This window comes from Sporosarcina sp. FA15 (genome assembly GCF_051550195.1).
In the GTDB taxonomy this organism is placed as follows: domain Bacteria; phylum Bacillota; class Bacilli; order Bacillales_A; family Planococcaceae; genus Sporosarcina; species Sporosarcina psychrophila.
The window spans coordinates 2366243-2383107 of the sequence record NZ_CP188818.1; the positions used below are offsets into that span (position 1 = coordinate 2366243).

Annotated in this window: 14 protein-coding genes and 1 other annotated feature; of the genes, 4 read left to right on the forward strand and 10 right to left on the reverse strand. The window is 40.5% G+C overall.

Annotated elements, in window-relative coordinates; all coding sequences use genetic code 11:
• Window positions 1-24 precede the first annotated feature (24 nt).
• The gene (locus tag ACP8HG_RS11425; RefSeq protein ID WP_067211850.1) at window positions 25-417 is read left to right on the forward strand and encodes a globin; all 393 of its coding nucleotides are present in this window, start codon (window positions 25-27) and stop codon (window positions 415-417) included.
• On the forward strand, window positions 414-1220 hold the full coding sequence (locus ACP8HG_RS11430; protein ID WP_338655632.1) for a DsbA family protein: 807 nt from the start codon (window positions 414-416) through the stop codon (window positions 1218-1220). Before ACP8HG_RS11425 ends, ACP8HG_RS11430 begins: the two co-directional genes overlap by 4 nt.
• Window positions 1221-1705: 485 nt before the next feature.
• Here the strand turns inward: ACP8HG_RS11430 and ACP8HG_RS11435 are convergent, their stop codons facing one another.
• The 10 genes from ACP8HG_RS11435 to ACP8HG_RS11480 all read right to left on the reverse strand — a co-directional run bounded on the left by ACP8HG_RS11435 (window position 1706) and on the right by ACP8HG_RS11480 (window position 14272).
• Entirely contained in the window at window positions 1706-2641 is a 936-nt protein-coding gene (locus ACP8HG_RS11435; RefSeq protein ID WP_421101366.1) for a nuclease-related domain-containing protein, read from the reverse strand.
• Between the two features lie 822 nt (window positions 2642-3463).
• Window positions 3464-5281, reverse strand: a complete 1818-nt coding sequence (gene pepF, locus ACP8HG_RS11440) for an oligoendopeptidase F (RefSeq protein WP_187045525.1) — start codon at window positions 5279-5281, stop codon at window positions 3464-3466.
• Between the two features lie 54 nt (window positions 5282-5335).
• The gene (locus tag ACP8HG_RS11445) at window positions 5336-6490 is read right to left on the reverse strand and encodes a competence protein CoiA (RefSeq protein ID WP_438298647.1); all 1155 of its coding nucleotides are present in this window, start codon (window positions 6488-6490) and stop codon (window positions 5336-5338) included.
• An 88-nt stretch (window positions 6491-6578) separates the two neighbouring features.
• Window positions 6579-7244 (reverse strand): adaptor protein MecA, encoded by a 666-nt coding sequence (mecA, locus tag ACP8HG_RS11450; RefSeq protein ID WP_187045526.1) that lies wholly within the window; start codon window positions 7242-7244, stop codon window positions 6579-6581.
• 252 nt (window positions 7245-7496) lie between these two features.
• Complete coding sequence (gene spxA, locus ACP8HG_RS11455) at window positions 7497-7892, reverse strand: transcriptional regulator SpxA (RefSeq protein WP_186669618.1); 396 nt, start codon at window positions 7890-7892, stop codon at window positions 7497-7499.
• A gap of 546 nt (window positions 7893-8438) precedes the next feature.
• Window positions 8439-9362 carry an ABC transporter ATP-binding protein gene (locus ACP8HG_RS11460; RefSeq protein WP_067211875.1) on the reverse strand — a complete coding sequence of 308 codons (924 nt, stop codon included), beginning with the start codon at window positions 9360-9362 and terminating at the stop codon, window positions 8439-8441.
• Entirely contained in the window at window positions 9362-10426 is a 1065-nt protein-coding gene (locus tag ACP8HG_RS11465) for an ABC transporter ATP-binding protein (RefSeq protein WP_067211878.1), read from the reverse strand. The genes ACP8HG_RS11460 and ACP8HG_RS11465 overlap by 1 nt, the downstream gene beginning before the upstream one ends.
• A 14-nt stretch (window positions 10427-10440) precedes the next feature.
• On the reverse strand, window positions 10441-11460 hold the full coding sequence (opp3C, locus tag ACP8HG_RS11470; RefSeq protein WP_067211880.1) for an oligopeptide ABC transporter permease: 1020 nt from the start codon (window positions 11458-11460) through the stop codon (window positions 10441-10443).
• Window positions 11460-12389 (reverse strand): oligopeptide ABC transporter permease, encoded by a 930-nt coding sequence (gene opp3b, locus ACP8HG_RS11475; protein WP_067211883.1) that lies wholly within the window; start codon window positions 12387-12389, stop codon window positions 11460-11462. Before opp3b ends, opp3C begins: the two co-directional genes overlap by 1 nt.
• Before the next feature lie 170 nt (window positions 12390-12559).
• Entirely contained in the window at window positions 12560-14272 is a 1713-nt protein-coding gene (locus ACP8HG_RS11480; protein WP_354312351.1) for a peptide ABC transporter substrate-binding protein, read from the reverse strand.
• 238 nt (window positions 14273-14510) lie between these two features.
• On the opposite strand from ACP8HG_RS11480, the gene ACP8HG_RS11485 reads away from it, so the two are divergent.
• Both ACP8HG_RS11485 and trpS read left to right on the forward strand, forming a co-directional pair.
• Window positions 14511-14855 carry a DUF3899 domain-containing protein gene (locus ACP8HG_RS11485; protein ID WP_067211888.1) on the forward strand — a complete coding sequence of 115 codons (345 nt, stop codon included), beginning with the start codon at window positions 14511-14513 and terminating at the stop codon, window positions 14853-14855.
• A gap of 59 nt (window positions 14856-14914) precedes the next feature.
• Window positions 14915-15169: a binding site (T-box leader), on the forward strand.
• A gap of 250 nt (window positions 15170-15419) precedes the next feature.
• On the forward strand, window positions 15420-16406 hold the full coding sequence (trpS, locus tag ACP8HG_RS11490) for a tryptophan--tRNA ligase (RefSeq protein WP_187045527.1): 987 nt from the start codon (window positions 15420-15422) through the stop codon (window positions 16404-16406).
• The last annotated feature ends 459 nt before the right edge of the window (window positions 16407-16865 follow it).

A 16865-nucleotide genomic window follows, 5' to 3' on the forward strand; every position in this document is an offset into this window, starting at 1 on the left:
GTCAGAGCAAAGGAGATTGACATAATGATGCGAAAACCTTTGATCCCTTATGAGGAGATCGGTGCTACAAAGTTGTCGGAACTCATCGACCTGTTTTACGCTAAAGTGGCCGTACACCCGGACCTATATCCGATTTTCCCAGATGACCTGACAGAAACAGTACGCAAACAAAAACAATTTCAAACACAATATTTAGGTGGTCCCAATTTATATACTGAAGAACATGGTCATCCGATGATGAAAGCTCGTCATATGCCATTCCCAATTACACCAGTTCAAGCGGAAGCATGGCTAGCGTGCATGGCAGAAGCAATGGACGAAGTCGAACTTGAAGGAAATATACGTGATATCTATTATAAGCGCCTCGTCTTGACCGCCAATCATATGGTGAACAGGGCTGGGGAGGAGAAAACGTGAATCGACAAACATTACTGGAGAACCCAATCAGTACTTCCGCATGCATAAGGCCAATCGAGCTATATGTTTTCATCGATCCTTTATGCGGAGATTGTTCGTCGCTCCCGCCTTTACTCCGAAAATTACAAGTTGAATATGATCGCTATTTCACACTGCGCATTGCATTACGCACATCATTGCCTAAAATGAATCTTCAATGTCTGCATAAAGATGAGGATGAGCTGGCTTGTGAAAAAACACATCCAGCTTTCCCAAGTATTGCTGTTAAAACTGCAGAGTTTCAAGGCAAACGTGCCGGTTTTCGATATTTATCAAAAATGCTTGAATATTCATTTTTGAAGTCAAGGAATGTATCGTCTTTTTCCGTACTCGTCGAAATCGCAAAAAAGTTAAATCTTGATGTAGACGAATTTATCCGAGACTTTTCTTCAAAAAACGTCTTGCGCTCTTTACAAGTCGATTTGTACATGGCCAAAGAAATGGAAGTCGACAAAGCACCTACTTTCGTCTTTTTCAATGAAAACATTGAAGATGAAGGATTAAAAGTGAGTGGCTTATACGACTACGATGTCTACGAACAAATTTTAGAAGAGTTAGTCGGCGGACCGATTCTGCCGGACATCCCCCCTCCACTTGAGGATTTGTTCCAACGTTTCGATACACTCTCCACAACAGAGATTGCTAGTATCTACAACATCACGGAAAAATCTGCAGAACGCGAACTCAAGAAACGCCTTCTCCAACAGCATGTCGAACGGATTCATTTCCAGGACATGACATTATGGCGTAAAAAAATGATATGAATTAAGTGAGCTACTTCATTGCCTGGAGATTCCGGGGAGTGAGGTGGCTTTTTTTGTTGAGCGGGTTTGGGTTGTATATGTAGCCATGATAGTTCAGTAGTTTGCACTTACAGTTTTGTGCGTTTTGCCATGACAGTTTGCACGTTTCCCCTTACAGTTCCACAACTTGCCATGACAGTTTTACGGTTCAGTCACAGTTTCATGCGTTGCCATCACAGTTCGCACACTTCCCCTTACAGTTTTGTAACTTGCCATCACAGTTGTCCGGTGCACTCACAGTTTCACGCGTTGCCATCACAGTTCACACACTTCCCCTTACAGTTTTGTAACTTGCCATCACAGTTGTCCGGTGCACTCACAGTTTCATGCGTTGCCATCACAGTTCTCTCGCTTCCCCTTACAGTTTCGCAACTTGCCATGACAGTTTCCTAAAACTCCAATTAAAAGAGCCTTTCTTATTATGAAAGGCTCTACCCAACACAGAATTATCTCTGTTTTCTATTGCTCGAAATATAAAACGTCGCCTTGGACCTTCCTTTTTTCACAAGACCCGATTTTGATAAAATGTAACGAGCTGCATTTGATCCTTTTAATTTTAAAAAACTCCGGCATTCCTCGTTTGTAATTGAATTTTTAACAAGCATGAACCAATCTTTAATTCCATCGCTGTAAGGGTTAACAGTATTCTTCCCACAAAGCTCACAAGACCACTTCTCACGATTTTCTCGCTGAAGTTGCCTATTGCAATATCGGCACAACAAACCTGTCTTTAACTCCCTGTGATCGATATTATAGTATGCACATAACGGAAATGGATTGAAGTGTTGCTTTTCAGCATGAATTTCTCTTGCTAAATCATGTATTTGTGCAGTTGAAAGAATTGTCTCAGCTGGCTGTAGTTTTTGTAGATAGAAAGGGATTTGCTTCTTATAAATAATAGGAAAGTCGGAAGGTGCATCTTTCACCTTTGTCTTCTGGTTAGCCAGAACAAGTAATCCAGATGTCTTCAAATGTATTCCACGCTGACGGAACCATTCATCAAGATTCGATTTATTTGATTCAATTTGATGAATCGGGCAGTCGAGGATTGCTTCTGTACCTGTTTCAAAGATTTGCTCAAGATGTGGGGGATTTTGCACAAAACGGACTGTATCTTTGAGATTTTTCACTTCAACAATTAAGACATAGCGCTCCGTAATAATCAAAGTATCAATCTGAAATGTGAATGTCGGGGAAATTCGCAAATGTACATCGGTAAATATCTTTGTCAAATGGGTTATTTGAGTGCGCTCGATATACGTATCCACATTACACTCACCTGAATATCCAGCACTTATTCGGTAAAGAGAGTCCTTTAAGAACTGTAATTTCCGATGGTCAGGGTGTAACCGGGCTATCAGACGAGGTATTCCCTCTAGCAAATCAGGTTGACTCCTATTAATAATAATGCGTATTTGATTCCACTCCCCTTCAACTAATCTGATAATTCTATTTAATTATACAGAATAGTTGAAGATATGACAATAGCTTTATTATTAACCTTTCCTTTATCTCATTGGAAATGGCAGTTACGAATTGCACTTACAGTTTCACGCATTGCCATCACTGTTCGCACGCTTCCCCTTACAGTTTCGCAACTTGCCATGACAGTCGGCGGATGCACTCACAGTTTCATGTGTTGCCATCACAGTTCGCACGCTTCCCCTTACAGTTTCGCAACTTGCCATGACAGTCGGCGGATGCACTCACAGTTTCACGCGTTGTCATCACAGTTCACTCGCTTCCCCTTACAGTTTCGCAACTTGCCATGACAGTCGGCGGATGCACTCACAGTTTCACGCGTTGTCATCACAGTTCGCACAGTTCCCCTTACAGTTTCACAACTTGACATTACAGTTCCGCACTTTTCCATGACAATCGTCACACAGCTTTCCCCCGTTAAACCAAAAGAAAAGAGCATTCGCTCCTGGGGGGGAGGGAATGCTCTTATTCAAAGGGAATGGGAGAAATGTTCACGTTCAAACAAAAGGGGTGTATGTTTGGTATGTGATTTATTTCACATCCTTACCTTATCACAAAATAATAGTAGCATCAAGAATTCACAATGATTTTCACATGACTGTCACAATGATGATTTCACCAATACGCCTTACTTTATATTTATATAGTAATATGTATAGAAGAAAAAGCCCTATCTCGACCAGAAATATGGCGGATAAGGCTTTTTGCTAGGTCAATTTAATTTATTTTTTCAAAAGAAGTGATTCAAGTTCGTTCAACTTTTCTTCGAAGACGCGGCATGCTTCTTCGATTGGAGCAGCACTTGTCATGTCGACGCCTGCTTTTTTCAGTACTTCGATTGGGTAATCGGAAGAACCGGCTTTCAAGAAGTTATTCACATAGCGTTCAACTGCCGGCTCTCCTTCTGTCAAGATTTGATTGCTTAGTGCGACTGCTGCACTATAACCTGTTGCATACTGATAAACATAATAGTTATAGTAGAAATGTGGAATTCTTGCCCATTCCAAGCCTATTTCCTCGTCGACGACTAGATCTTCACCGAAATATTTCTTATTGAGTGCATAGTACTCTTCTGTCAATTTTTCAGCAGTCAGCGCGACACCTTGCTGATCAAGCTGATGAATAAGGTGTTCGAACTCAGCAAACATGGTTTGACGGAAAACAGTACCACGGAAGCCGTCAAGCCAATAATTCAGCAAATAAATTCGTTTCTGTTCATCATCAATCGTTTTCAAAAGATGATCATTCAAAATAGCCTCATTCACAGTTGACGCGACTTCAGCTACGAAAATGGAATAACCGCTATAGACGAATGGCTGGCTTTTCCGTGAATAATAACTATGAACACTATGGCCGAATTCATGCGCGAGTGTGAACAAGTTACTGACGTTATCTTGCCAGTTCATTAAGACATATGGATTTGTTCCATAGGCGCCTGAAGAATAAGCTCCTGAACGCTTCCCTTTGTTTTCACGGACGTCTACCCAACGATTCTCAAGACCCTCTTTTACGATCGATACATACTCTTCACCTAGTGGGTGGAAACTATCAAGCATCGTTTGTTTAGCTTCGTCATATGGAACTTCCATGCCTGCATCTTTCACAAGCGGTGCATACATATCCCACATATGAAGTTCTTCCAATCCGAACACTTTTTTACGGAGCGCGACATAGCGCTGTAGCAAGTGGACGTTTTTATTGATTGTTGAAACAAGATTTTCATAAACCTGTTCAGGGATATGATTATTTGACATTGCAGCCTCGCGCGCAGATGAATAATTGCGGATACGTGCATTAACGTTATCGCCTTTTACATTACCTGAAAGCGTGGATGCGAAAGTATTTTGGAATTCGCTGTATTTCGAATACATTGCTTTGAACGCATCCTCGCGAACACGCGGATCATCACTTTCCAAAAACCCTACATAACGGCCATGTGATAATTCTACTTCTTCACCTTTTTCATCTTTCACCATTGGGAAAGTTAAATCAGCATTGTTCAACATACTGAATGTTTCTGAAGAATTGCCCGTGACTTCTGATAGTTGTGCAAGCAAAGCTTCTTGTTCAGCAGGCAGCACATGTGGCCGCTGCGTGTTGACTTCTTCGAATTCTTGTTTATAAAGAGCTAGTCCCTCATGCTCAGTAACCAGCTTGTTCAATTCTGTTTCATCAATAGCCAGAAGCTCTGGCAAGAAGAATGATAATGCAGTTGCTACTTTCACGTAAAGTGATTTTACACGGCTATCCATCGCCTGATAGAAGCTGTTTGTCGTATCCTGGTCAGTCTTCAAATGCGCATACGTGTAAAGCCTGCGCAGTCTTTCAGAGAGGGTGTCACGGTATGTCAATGCAGTGTAAAGCGCATCTCCACCACCCGAAAGTGTCCCTTTGTAAGAATCTGCTTTACCGGAGAATTCCTCAACTTCAGCGAATTCTTTTTCCCATGCTTCATCAGTTGCAAATATGTCTTCGAGACGCCAAGTCTCCTCTACCTTTACTTCACCACGAGTTAATACTTTGTTCTTAGTTTCAGCCATCGTCACTTATCCCCCTTCTCCCATTACTTCGGGAAACGAATCAATCCTATTTTCTCAATTTTCATAACGCTTTGCAAGCAATCTTTCTGAAATTAGTTGAATTATTTTTTCTTCGTCAATAACTGTTCTGTTTTGACAAGAATCTACAGTCGCGGAAATAAGGAAATCGCGGTATGCTATGCACGCTTTTCCCTTTGCTTCCGATGGCTCTTCTAACAGAGAGACATATTTTCTAACCTGACTGCGGGATATAGTTCTAACACTAATCCCCTTTCTTCTCAAATAATAAAGGAATGCTAATTGCCATTCACAGTCATGCTCGCGGAATGACTCACTGAAAAGGACGGGTAATCCAATCCATTTTGGAAGATTCGTTGGTATCACTCGCAGTTCATAGCACATTCTTAGAAAAGGATTGTTCACCCCCCTTTTATTCAATAAAATACGGGATTGAATAAATTGATTGCGTATGGATAAATAAAGGGTTACATAACGGTAAATTTCTTGCTCTGTCGGGGTTTTTGGCCGAGCAAATGGAAATATCTGCATCGATAATGGCAAAGTACGATGGATACCAATATAGCGCTTACCTGCGACATGAATAAGACTCGTAAAATAATGGAATCGTTCCGTTTGGGGGTTATATGTGAGTAAGAAATAGCCTTCAGGGGATGTATGTGTCAAGAAGCTTTCGTGGAATCTTGAAAAATCGAATGTACCGACACCTACAGGTAATGAACTAAATTTTGCTGGGGTATGCAAAATCCAGATGGGTTTCATATCTATACTACGATAACCTGCGGATCTAGCCTCTACGTCAGTAATGGGAATCGTACTGCACTGGAATTCAACGGCTATCAATTCAGATTGTGTCGTTATCAGGATATCAGGTCTTTGAGATAACATTCTTAAAAATGGTTCAAGTTCGACAAGCTCGGCATGTTTTTGAAAAAAAGCATACAATTGTTGCTTACCTTGAAGATGGCTGTAAGATTCACCTTCAGAGAATAAAGTAAGACAGGTAGAATCCTTCAAATGTGCGAAATGTGGGATGATAATATCTCCAACTTTCAACTGAACCGGAAAATTACATTGTGGGCAAAAGAATGATCGCAACTTTCGCCATTTGCGCAACCGTTCTCTTTCTAATTCCGGTGTAAGAACAACAAGTTTTCCTTCCTCTGTTTTTGCTGTGAGAATAATATTCAGCTCCTCCCTGCATTAATAATACAAATATTCAGATACTAAAGCAAGTAAAAAAACAGCTACCATTTAAGATAGCTGTTTCTACTGTCCTTTATTTTGCCCCAAAGTATCGCTCTATTGTCACGAAAACATCTGAGTCCATGATAAGTTTGCCGTACTCTTCAATTCGATGAATCGTCATGTTTGACGGTTGACCGAATTCTGAAAGTACGCTAAACAGATCTGTCTTGCGAGAATCATCCATAATTTCATCGTCATATAACAAGTGTAAATAAAAGTTATTTTCAAACGAATATAGAGATGTCTTCACTTCATAATCTTTCATCTTCCCTGCTAGAGGAATAAGATCATCAAATTCGCTAAAGACAAACATATTGTCAAGCCATTCAAATGCTGCATCCCCTATACCTGGCATAGTATCATCATCATCATCGTCGTCATACATTTTGCCATGCTGGAACAGTTTTCTTGGATCATCGTTAGTGAATGGTGATTCAAGTGGTTCACCATCCTCAGACATTTGCGCACGTGTGACCGTCACTTCAATGCCGCCGCTCATCGCATGTACTTGAATCCATAATGGCCCCTCGACTTCAAACTCAGACTCGTCACTGACTTCGTCCATCATCTCCCAGAAGAGTTCCTCGCTCTTGTCGCGATTATACCAAACTTCCTCACGAGTAAAGCCACGCTCTTCGATATCAATATATGAAAGAAAAAACTTAACTGTATTTTCATTAATACGCTCTATTTCCATCCCTTTTCTCTCCCTTCCTATGGAACAGGATTTGTCCGGTTCCCTTCGATGTGTGAAAAAATCCTGCAATGCTTATACTTACTATATGACCGTCCTCTACGTTTTGAAAGGGTTCCGCCTTAGGACGTATAATTTTGATAGTAATAGCATTGTAGAGAACATCCACCCGGAAAGCAAGAGAAACACAAAAAGCCGATAGGTGTACGGCATTTTGCAATGTCAACCCCTATCAGCTTCACACTATTTTACGGATTAGTTTACCATGCGCCGCGCTTCAAGCAGCTGATAGGCTCTTACTTTTCTAGGTAGGAATCGACGAATTTCATCTTCATTGTATCCCACTTGAAGTCTTTTCTCATCAAGAATAATTGGTCTTCTTAAAAGACCCGGATGTTCTTGGATTAACTCATATAGGCGTTGTAATGGAAGGCTTTCCACATCAACGTTTAATTTTTGGAATATTTTCGAACGAGTTGAAATAATTTCATCTGTTCCATCTTCAGTCATACGAAGTATTTCTTTTATTTCATCAATATTCAATGGTTCCGAAAAAATGTTACGTTCAGTATACGGAATCTCGTGTTCCTCTAACCATGCTTTCGCTTTTCTGCATGATGTACAGCTAGGTGAAGTAAATAATGTGACCATCATATGCTGACACTCCCTTTCAGTCGGCTCGAATGTTTTGATTTATATTTTTACGTTTAGATTAGAATTATTTTAAACTGCCTGCTTCTAATCCCTATTATACACATTTTCATTACCGATGAATACACTTTTTAAAAATTATTCGCTATCCCATACACTATTGTCACAGTTCCGCAACATAAGCGACTTTCATCAGTATGTGCATGTTCTCTCTACTGTTATACCCGATGCAAGAATTAATTAAACATCTGCTTTGTCAAATAAAAAACTTTCTCATTTGGGTAGCTGCTAATTGAAAATAATTTAGTGTCTACATTATATAGTACGTCTAAATACGGGCAAAGGTTTCATATTAATTTAAAAAAATTCAGAAACATAAGGCTCACCACTGAAATTCTTTATCTATTTTGGTTTGTAATTAACATTTAGGGAATTCCTATTACCTGAATCCATGAATTTCACCGCATACTTACTATTATCTATATTCAAACACGCAAAAGGACTGGTTCTCTTATCGAAAACCAGCCCAGTTGCTTCTATTTAAACTTACTTTGCAAAAGAATCGAATTCGCGCTGTGAGCAAAGGACAAAATGCCCTGGTGTCACTTCACGCATGATTACTTCTTCATCCTGAAGATACTTATGTGATGTTGAATCGTAGCTTTTTCGTACACGGCTACGCTCATAAGCTGGATCTGGCAACGGAATCGCAGATAATAGCGATTGCGTATAAGGATGTAAAGGCGCCGTATAGATCGTTTCGGCTGGTCCAATTTCGACAAGTTTACCGAAATGCATAACTCCAATTCGATCTGAGATATATTTCACCATCGACAAGTCATGTGCGATGAATAGATATGTCAGTCCTCTTTCTTCTTGAAGCTCTTTCAACAAGTTGACGACTTGCGCTTGAATAGATACGTCCAAAGCTGAAATCGGTTCATCTGCGATAATGAATTCTGGTTCTACAGCAAGCGCACGTGCAATTCCAAGACGCTGACGTTGACCACCAGAGAATTCATGCGGATAACGATTAGCATGCTCACGGTTCAATCCTACCGTCTCAAGGAGCTCATGAACACGTGCAGTACGTTCTTTCGTATTCTTAACAAGACCATGAATATCGAGGCCTTCAGCGATGATATCAAGCACTTTCATACGCGGATTTAATGATGCATATGGATCTTGGAAAATCATCTGCATTTTCCGGTTGAACGCTTTTAGTTCTTTTTTCGATTTTTTCGCATGGACATCGACGCCATCATAAATGACTTCCCCGCCTGTCGCATCGTAAAGACGGATGATTGTACGACCGGTTGTTGATTTACCGCAACCAGATTCACCAACAATACCAAGCGTTTCGCCTTTATAGATGTCGAATGTTATATCGTCAACAGCACGCACTTCATTCTTTGTTCCCACATTGAAATACTGTTTCAAGTTTTTGATTTCAAGTAATTTTTCAGCCATTATCGAACACCTCCTGCATTGCCTTCATAATACCGGCTACCAGGGAATCTCTTCATTCGCTCTATGACCGCTACCGGCGGATCCACTTGAGGTGCATCCGGATGGAGTAGCCACGTCGCTGCATAATGTGTTTCACTTACTTTAAAGAGTGGCGGAACTTGTTCCAAATCAATCTTCATCGCATACTCACTACGCAGTGCAAATGCATCTCCTTTCGGAGGATCCAACAAATCGGGTGGCGTGCCTGGAATCGCATATAGTTTCTCTTCAGATGTATCCAGTGACGGCATTGAACTTAGAAGCCCCCACGTATACGGATGCTGCGGATTATAAAAGACTTCATCAACCGTTCCCACCTCGACGATTCGGCCGCCGTACATGACCGCAACACGGTCTGCAACGTTTGCTACGACTCCAAGATCATGTGTGATGAAAATGATTGCCGTATCAATTTTCTTTTGCAAGTCTTTCATCAATTCTAAGATTTGCGCTTGAATTGTAACATCCAAGGCTGTCGTCGGCTCATCCGCAATGAGAAGCTTTGGATTACATGCCAAGGCAACAGCAATGACGATACGTTGACGCTGTCCACCAGAAAATTGGTGAGGGTATTGTTTCAATCGCATTTCTGGCTTAGGCATCCCAACCAGAGTCAACAATTCAATAGACTTTTTCCGAGCTTCGGTTTTACTAAGTTTTTGGTGTTTTAGCAGTGGCTCCATAATCTGGTTACCAATCGTCATTGTCGGATTAAGTGAAGTCATCGGATCTTGGAAAATCATCGAAATGTCTTTTCCTCTTACTTTTTGCATTTCTTTTTCAGAAATCTTCAGAAGGTCTCTTCCTCCGAATAAAATCTCACCATTTTTGTACTCGGTACTAGACTTCGGAAGGAGCCGCATAATCGATTTCGTCGTTACCGATTTACCTGAACCTGACTCACCAACTATAGCGAGCGTCTCCCCTTTAAATACTTCAAAATTAACCCCTTGAATCGCTTTCACTTCTCCTGCAAATGTATGGAAGGAAAGCTCCAGGTTTTTCACTTCAACAATTTTCTCCATTTCACTTTCCTCCTTTAATCTTTCATTTTCGGATCAAGTGCATCACGTAGTCCATCCCCAATTAAGTTGAACGCAATCATAAGTAAACTTATGACAACCGCCGGGAAGAACAAAATATGTGGCTGATACTCAATGAATTTATAACCATCATTAATAAGTGTTCCAAGAGAAGCATTCGGCGCTTGAAGGCCAAGTCCTATAAAGCTTAAAAATGCCTCAAAGAAAATTGCTGTAGGAATTGTGAACATCATATTTATGACAATAATCGCCATGATATTCGGCAGTAAGTGCTTGCTGATAATTCGTGTATCGCTTGCACCTAAGGTTTTAGCTGCCAAGACGAATTCCTGTGTTTTGTATTTAAGAACTTGTCCGCGTACAATACGGGACATTCCAATCCATCCTGTTATCGATATGGCTATGATAATGGACAATATGCCCGGATCCATGATCATAATCATAAGAATAACGATGACCAGTGTCGGAACTCCAATTAGCACTTCGACAATTCGTTGCATGACATCATCGGTTCGACCTCCGTAATAACCGGAAATTCCGCCGTAGATGACGCCTATCACAACATCAATGATAGCGGCTACGAATGCGATTAACAGTGAGATTTGCGTTCCTTTCCAGAGACGTGAAAACAAATCGCGTCCTAAGCTGTCCGTTCCGAACCAGTAGTTAACTTCTACTTTCTTTAACTCATACAGATTAACTGTTTTAGAACCCAGTTTACCTTCGCCATCAAAAATACCTAATTTTTCAAGCCCTGGAATTTTAGGCGGTAAGCTTGCATGCGCAACTTTTACATCCTCTGGATCATGTTCAACCATGAAAGGACCTGCAAATGCCATAAATACAATAAACACAAGAATGAACATACTGACGATAGCCGCTTTGTTTTTACGGATCCGAAGCCAAGCATCCTGCCAGAAACTCAAACTCGGTTTCGAAATTTTTTCGGCATGCGAGCTATCGATTGTAATCCGCTCAAACGAATCTTTTGGTAGTTTCTTCATGTTAGTAGTCATTACTTGGAACCTCCAGACAAACGGATACGCGGATCAATGACCCCATAAAGAATATCCACTATTAATATAATCACAATTAGGAATACCGAGAAGAACATTGTTGTACCCATGATGACAGCGAAGTCGTTCGAGTTAATTGATTTAACGAACTGTTCACCTATACCTGGGATTGCGAAAATCTGCTCAACTACAAGTGATCCTGTTAATAGTCCTGCTGCAACTGGTCCAAGGACTGTGATTAGCGGAATAAGCGCATTACGGAATGCGTGTTTGAAAGCGATTTCAAACCAATTTGCACCTTTCGCTTTTGCTAGCAAAATATAGTCTGAGCTTAATACTTCTATCATTTCTGTTCGGATGAATCTTGCCGCGATAGCAATAGGTCCCATCGCAAGTGCGATTGAAGGTAGTATACTAGACTTCCAACCTTCCCACAGGCCAACTGGTAGCACTCCAAGCCATACTGCAAAGACATATTGCAGCAATACTGCAAAAACAAAGGACGGTATGGAGATACCGAGAATTGCGATAATGGTACTACCATAATCCCAAACTGTATTTTGTTTCAACGCGGCAATCATTCCGAGAATAATTCCGATTAAGGTCCCGAAAATAAGTGCCTGAGATCCTAAAATCGCCGAGTATTTCAGTTTTTTCACAATAAGTGTTGTGACATCTGCATTTTTATATTGAAACGATACACCAAAGTCACCTTTTGCAAGGTTCCCCATATAGCGGGCGTACTGTACGGGAATCGGATCGTTCAATCCATACTTCTCATAAACGACTTCCCTTTGCTCAACGGATAATTTTGCTGCGGAAGCTAACGGGGACCCTGGAAGCAGTTTCATTAGAACAAATGTAAACGATGCTATCAAGAATAGTGATAGGAACATATAAATCACACGTTTAGTGATATACTTTGCCATTTTCGCACCTCCTATATTTCATAGATGAATTTAATTAAAAAACTATTAATTCTAGCAAATAATACAACGAATTTTTAGTTAGTTTAACCTCAGTGAAAAAGAGAGTACATGGTCATAAATGCCCATATACTCTCTTTTCTATAAGATTTTAAGCTAACAAGTTATACTTCTTACTTTTCTGCAGCTTCCATATACGTCCATTTGTAGCTATAGTCGCCACCGAATGGATGTGTAGCAAGACCTTTTACAGCAGGGTTCATAAGAACCATTCTTCCGCGTTGATACTGAGGTACAAGACCTGCATCATCTTCAAGAAGAATTTTTTCAGCTTTTGCAAATGCTTCAAAACGAGCTACTGGATCAGTTGCAATTGTAGTTTTTGTAGATTCAATAAGTTTGTCATACTCTGGGTTAGAGTAATTCATTTTGTTTTGTGGACTTCCCGTTACGAACAATTCCATGAACGAGATTGGATCCTGGAAGTCAGGGCCCCATCCTGCTGATTGAACATCATAATCACTTGTATCATCAAGTTCAAGACGAACAGCAAAAGGAACTTCTTTCAGTTTGATTGTCAAACCTGGAAGGTTTCTTTCAAATTCCGATTTGAACCATTCTTGTTGTTTTTTAGCGTTTTCAGTGTCGCCACCGAGAATTTCAATTTCCACTTTGTCTGTTCCAAGTGCTGCCAGACCTTTTTTCCAATATTCTTGTGCTTCTTCAACGTTATATGCAGAGAATTCACCGCTGTAATCACGGAAATCTTTTCCATCCGCATCAAAAGTAAAGTCATCTGCAACTAGGAAGTTAGCAGCAATAGAACCATTAGCAAGTATTGCATCTGCTAACTCTTCTTTGTTGAAGGCTCTTGCGAATGCTTTACGAATGTCAGCATTTGCAAGTGGTGTAGCTTTACCGTTACGTTCTTGGTTTAGTTTAAAGTAGAATACAGATGTTTCAAGCTCATTGATGATATTTGGATCATCAGCAAATTGCATTGCATATTCAGCAGAAAGTAGTACACGGTCTTTCTTGCCTTGTTCATATAATTTTACACCTGTTGCAGTTTCTTTAACGACGTCAACAATGATTTCTTCAAGTTTTACAGTATCAGCATCCCAATACTTGTCATTTTTAACATATTTCCAGTTACCAGTACCATCCCAATCAGTTAATGAGAATGGACCGTTATAGATCATTGCTTCAGAGTTAGTTGCATATTTATCACCCTGAGCAGTTACGAATTCTTCGTTAAGTGGGTAGAATGTACCAAAAGACATAAGTGATAGGAAGTAAGCAACTGGACGTTCAAGTTCAACGATAAGTGTTTTATCGTCTTCTGCTTTAATTCCAAGATCTGCAATTTCTGCAGTTCCTTCACCGATTTCAGTTGCGTTTTTAATCATGCCTGCCATCAAATATGGTCCGTAAGGTGAACCAGTATCCGGATCGACTGCGCGCTGCCAAGCATATACAAAGTCATGCGCAGTTACAGGTGTTCCATCAGACCATTGTGCATCACGGATTTTGAATGTGTATGTCAATCCATCTTCACTGATTTCAGGTTCTCCATCTGCCATAGCAGGTACTGGAAGACTGTCTTGGTCAAGACGGTAAAGTCCTTCCATAATGTTGTTCAGTACGTTGAAACCTACAGCATCTTCTGAAATTGATGAGTCAATAGAAGGAATCTCTGCTGTTTCAATCAGATTCAGAACTTGCGCCACTTCTTCATTAGCTGGTTCTTCTGTAGTTCCTTTGTCCTCTTCTTTGTCTTTTACCGGTTCAGTAGTGCCTGCTTCTTCTTTGTCGCCGCACGCTGCTAAGAACACGCTAAGTACAAGCATGATACTAATTAGCCACATAAATTTGTGGTTTTTCAAATCGATGACCTCCTCAAAATTGTCTGAAAACTAGGTACATTTATATTATACAATGATTCTCACAGTTGTACATACCTTTTTGAAATTTTCTAGTGTAATAGAACAGTGTTATATAGACAAAGCCTGCATTGACAACGCTTACAACGATAAATTAATTCATTTTTTTTATTGATATACTTCTGTTATATTGATTTTTTCTTACCAATACTTTACTATTACTTTGGAACGGGGTGGAAATATGAAGAAAATAGTTAGGAATATTCTGATTGCACATGTAATAATTATTCTGCTTATTCTACTCTATTTTAAAGAGCTCACTTTACTCTCTTATATAAACGCATCTTTCATCGTTGGTGGCGTACTAACATTTCTTGGTCTGGTCTCTTTCGTTTTTTCAACCGGATTTTTCGATGTATTTACCGTTAGCATGAGAAAAGTAGTTACACCTAAACGTCGGATGGATGATGTTATGGCGATGCGGAAGCCTTCAGAAGTTTTTTCAGGAAACGTAAGTCCAATGCTCGGAAGCGGTACACTCATTCTTATTATGATGGGAATCGCGCTCCTTATTTTTTATATTTAAGGAGCAAGCCTATTGCATTTTTCCAGTGTAAGATTTATAATTATTAGAAACATTTAGAGCGAATGGCAATGACGGAAAAAAGTATTTCAGTATCAGTCTTTCAGAGAGCCTGTGGGTGGTGCAAACAGGTAGATTGAACCGAAAGAATGGGATCCCGAGCTTGATAAGCGAACCTTTTGAGCTAATTCAAAGTATATGGACTTTTTGAATTAGCCCTAAAGAAGCTCGTCACGTCCCCCGCGTTATGGGAATCAGAGTGGCCTTCGGGCAATTCGGGTGGTACCACGGTTGATCAAACATCAGTCGTCCCTTTTTTTACGGGGACGGCTGATGTTTTTTTGCGTCTACAGTATGTAGGTGTGTAACCATTGCCGGGGTCAGCAGGATGCTGATCATGTAGTCGGTGCGACAGGACGTCGCGTTCTTAGACTACCTTCCGTTATCGGCGAACTTTGGTTGTCTTCCATCGTGGCGAACTTAAGCCGCCTTCCATCGGAGCTTTTTCATCATATTAGGTAGCCTTAACAATTTATTTTATCCATCAAACAGGAGGAGTTTTTCAAAATGAAAACCATTTTTTCAGGCGTACAGCCGACAGGAACAGTAACACTTGGCAACTACATCGGTGCCTTCCGTCAATTTACAGAGTTACAAAACGACTATCAATGCCTATTTTGTATTGTCGATCAGCATGCTATCACAGTTCAGCAAGATCCAGTGGAATTGGCAAAAACAATCCGTTCTCTTGCTGCAATCTATATTGCAAGTGGAATCGATCCAGAGAAAGCGGTATTGTTTATCCAATCAGAAGTCCCTGCACACGCGCAAGCAGGCTGGATGATGCAATGTATTGCTTATATCGGTGAACTTGAGCGTATGACGCAGTTCAAAGATAAATCAGATGGGAAAGAGGGCGTTTCTTCGGCGCTTCTGACATATCCACCACTTATGGCTGCTGACATCCTTCTATATAACACTAATATCGTCCCGGTTGGCGATGACCAAAAGCAGCATCTTGAATTGACGCGTGATCTAGCAGAGCGGTTCAATAAAAGGTTCGGCGGTATCTTGACGATTCCAGAAGTCAGAATTCCAAAGAATGGTGCACGCATTAAGTCACTCCAAGATCCGTTAAAGAAAATGAGTAAATCTGATCCTAATAAAAAAGGGACTATCTCGCTACTTGATACACCCAAAGAAATCGAGAAAAAGATTAAAAGCGCAGTAACAGATTCTGAAGGCATCGTGAAATACGACGTTGAAAATAAACCAGGTGTATCGAATCTATTGACAATTGAATCAGCGTTAAGTGATGTTTCAATTGAAGATCTTGTTGTGAAATATGATGGACTTGGATATGGCGCATTTAAAGCTGGCGTAGCCGAAGCCGTCATCAACCATCTATCACCTATCCAAGAGAGATACTACGAACTTTTGGATTCGCCTGTCCTAGATGAAATTTTGGATGAAGGCGCAGTGAAAGCAAATGCGATTGCAGCTGTCACTCTCGGGAAGATGGAAGTCGCGATGGGACTCGGACGTAGACGGTAAGAATAATCATGATTGTTGCTACGACGAATAACGCAAAATCTGCCGTATGTATTATAAAATAAATGATTTGATACCAGTCGTAACCGAATGATCTGTAATTAAAATAAAATATTATTTGTGAAACAGTAACAACAATTAGCCCATAACTAATTAGAAATAAAAATATGCGTGTCATTAGCATCGTCCTTTTGATTTTCTTTGATTATATGACAGCATGGCCCCCTTTTAGACGAAGGGGGCCATTTAATTTGAAAAGATAGTACTTTGAATGTGTCGGGGTGGGTTGGCGCATTGCGGAACTCTGAGGACAAACTTCGGTACTGTGAGGGCTAATTACCAAACTGTCAGGGCAATCCCCGAAACTGGGAGCGCATCGCAAAACTCTGAGTACAAACTTCCGCACTGTGAGGGCAAATCATCAAACTGTCAGGGCAATCCAAGAAACTGTGATGGCATCGC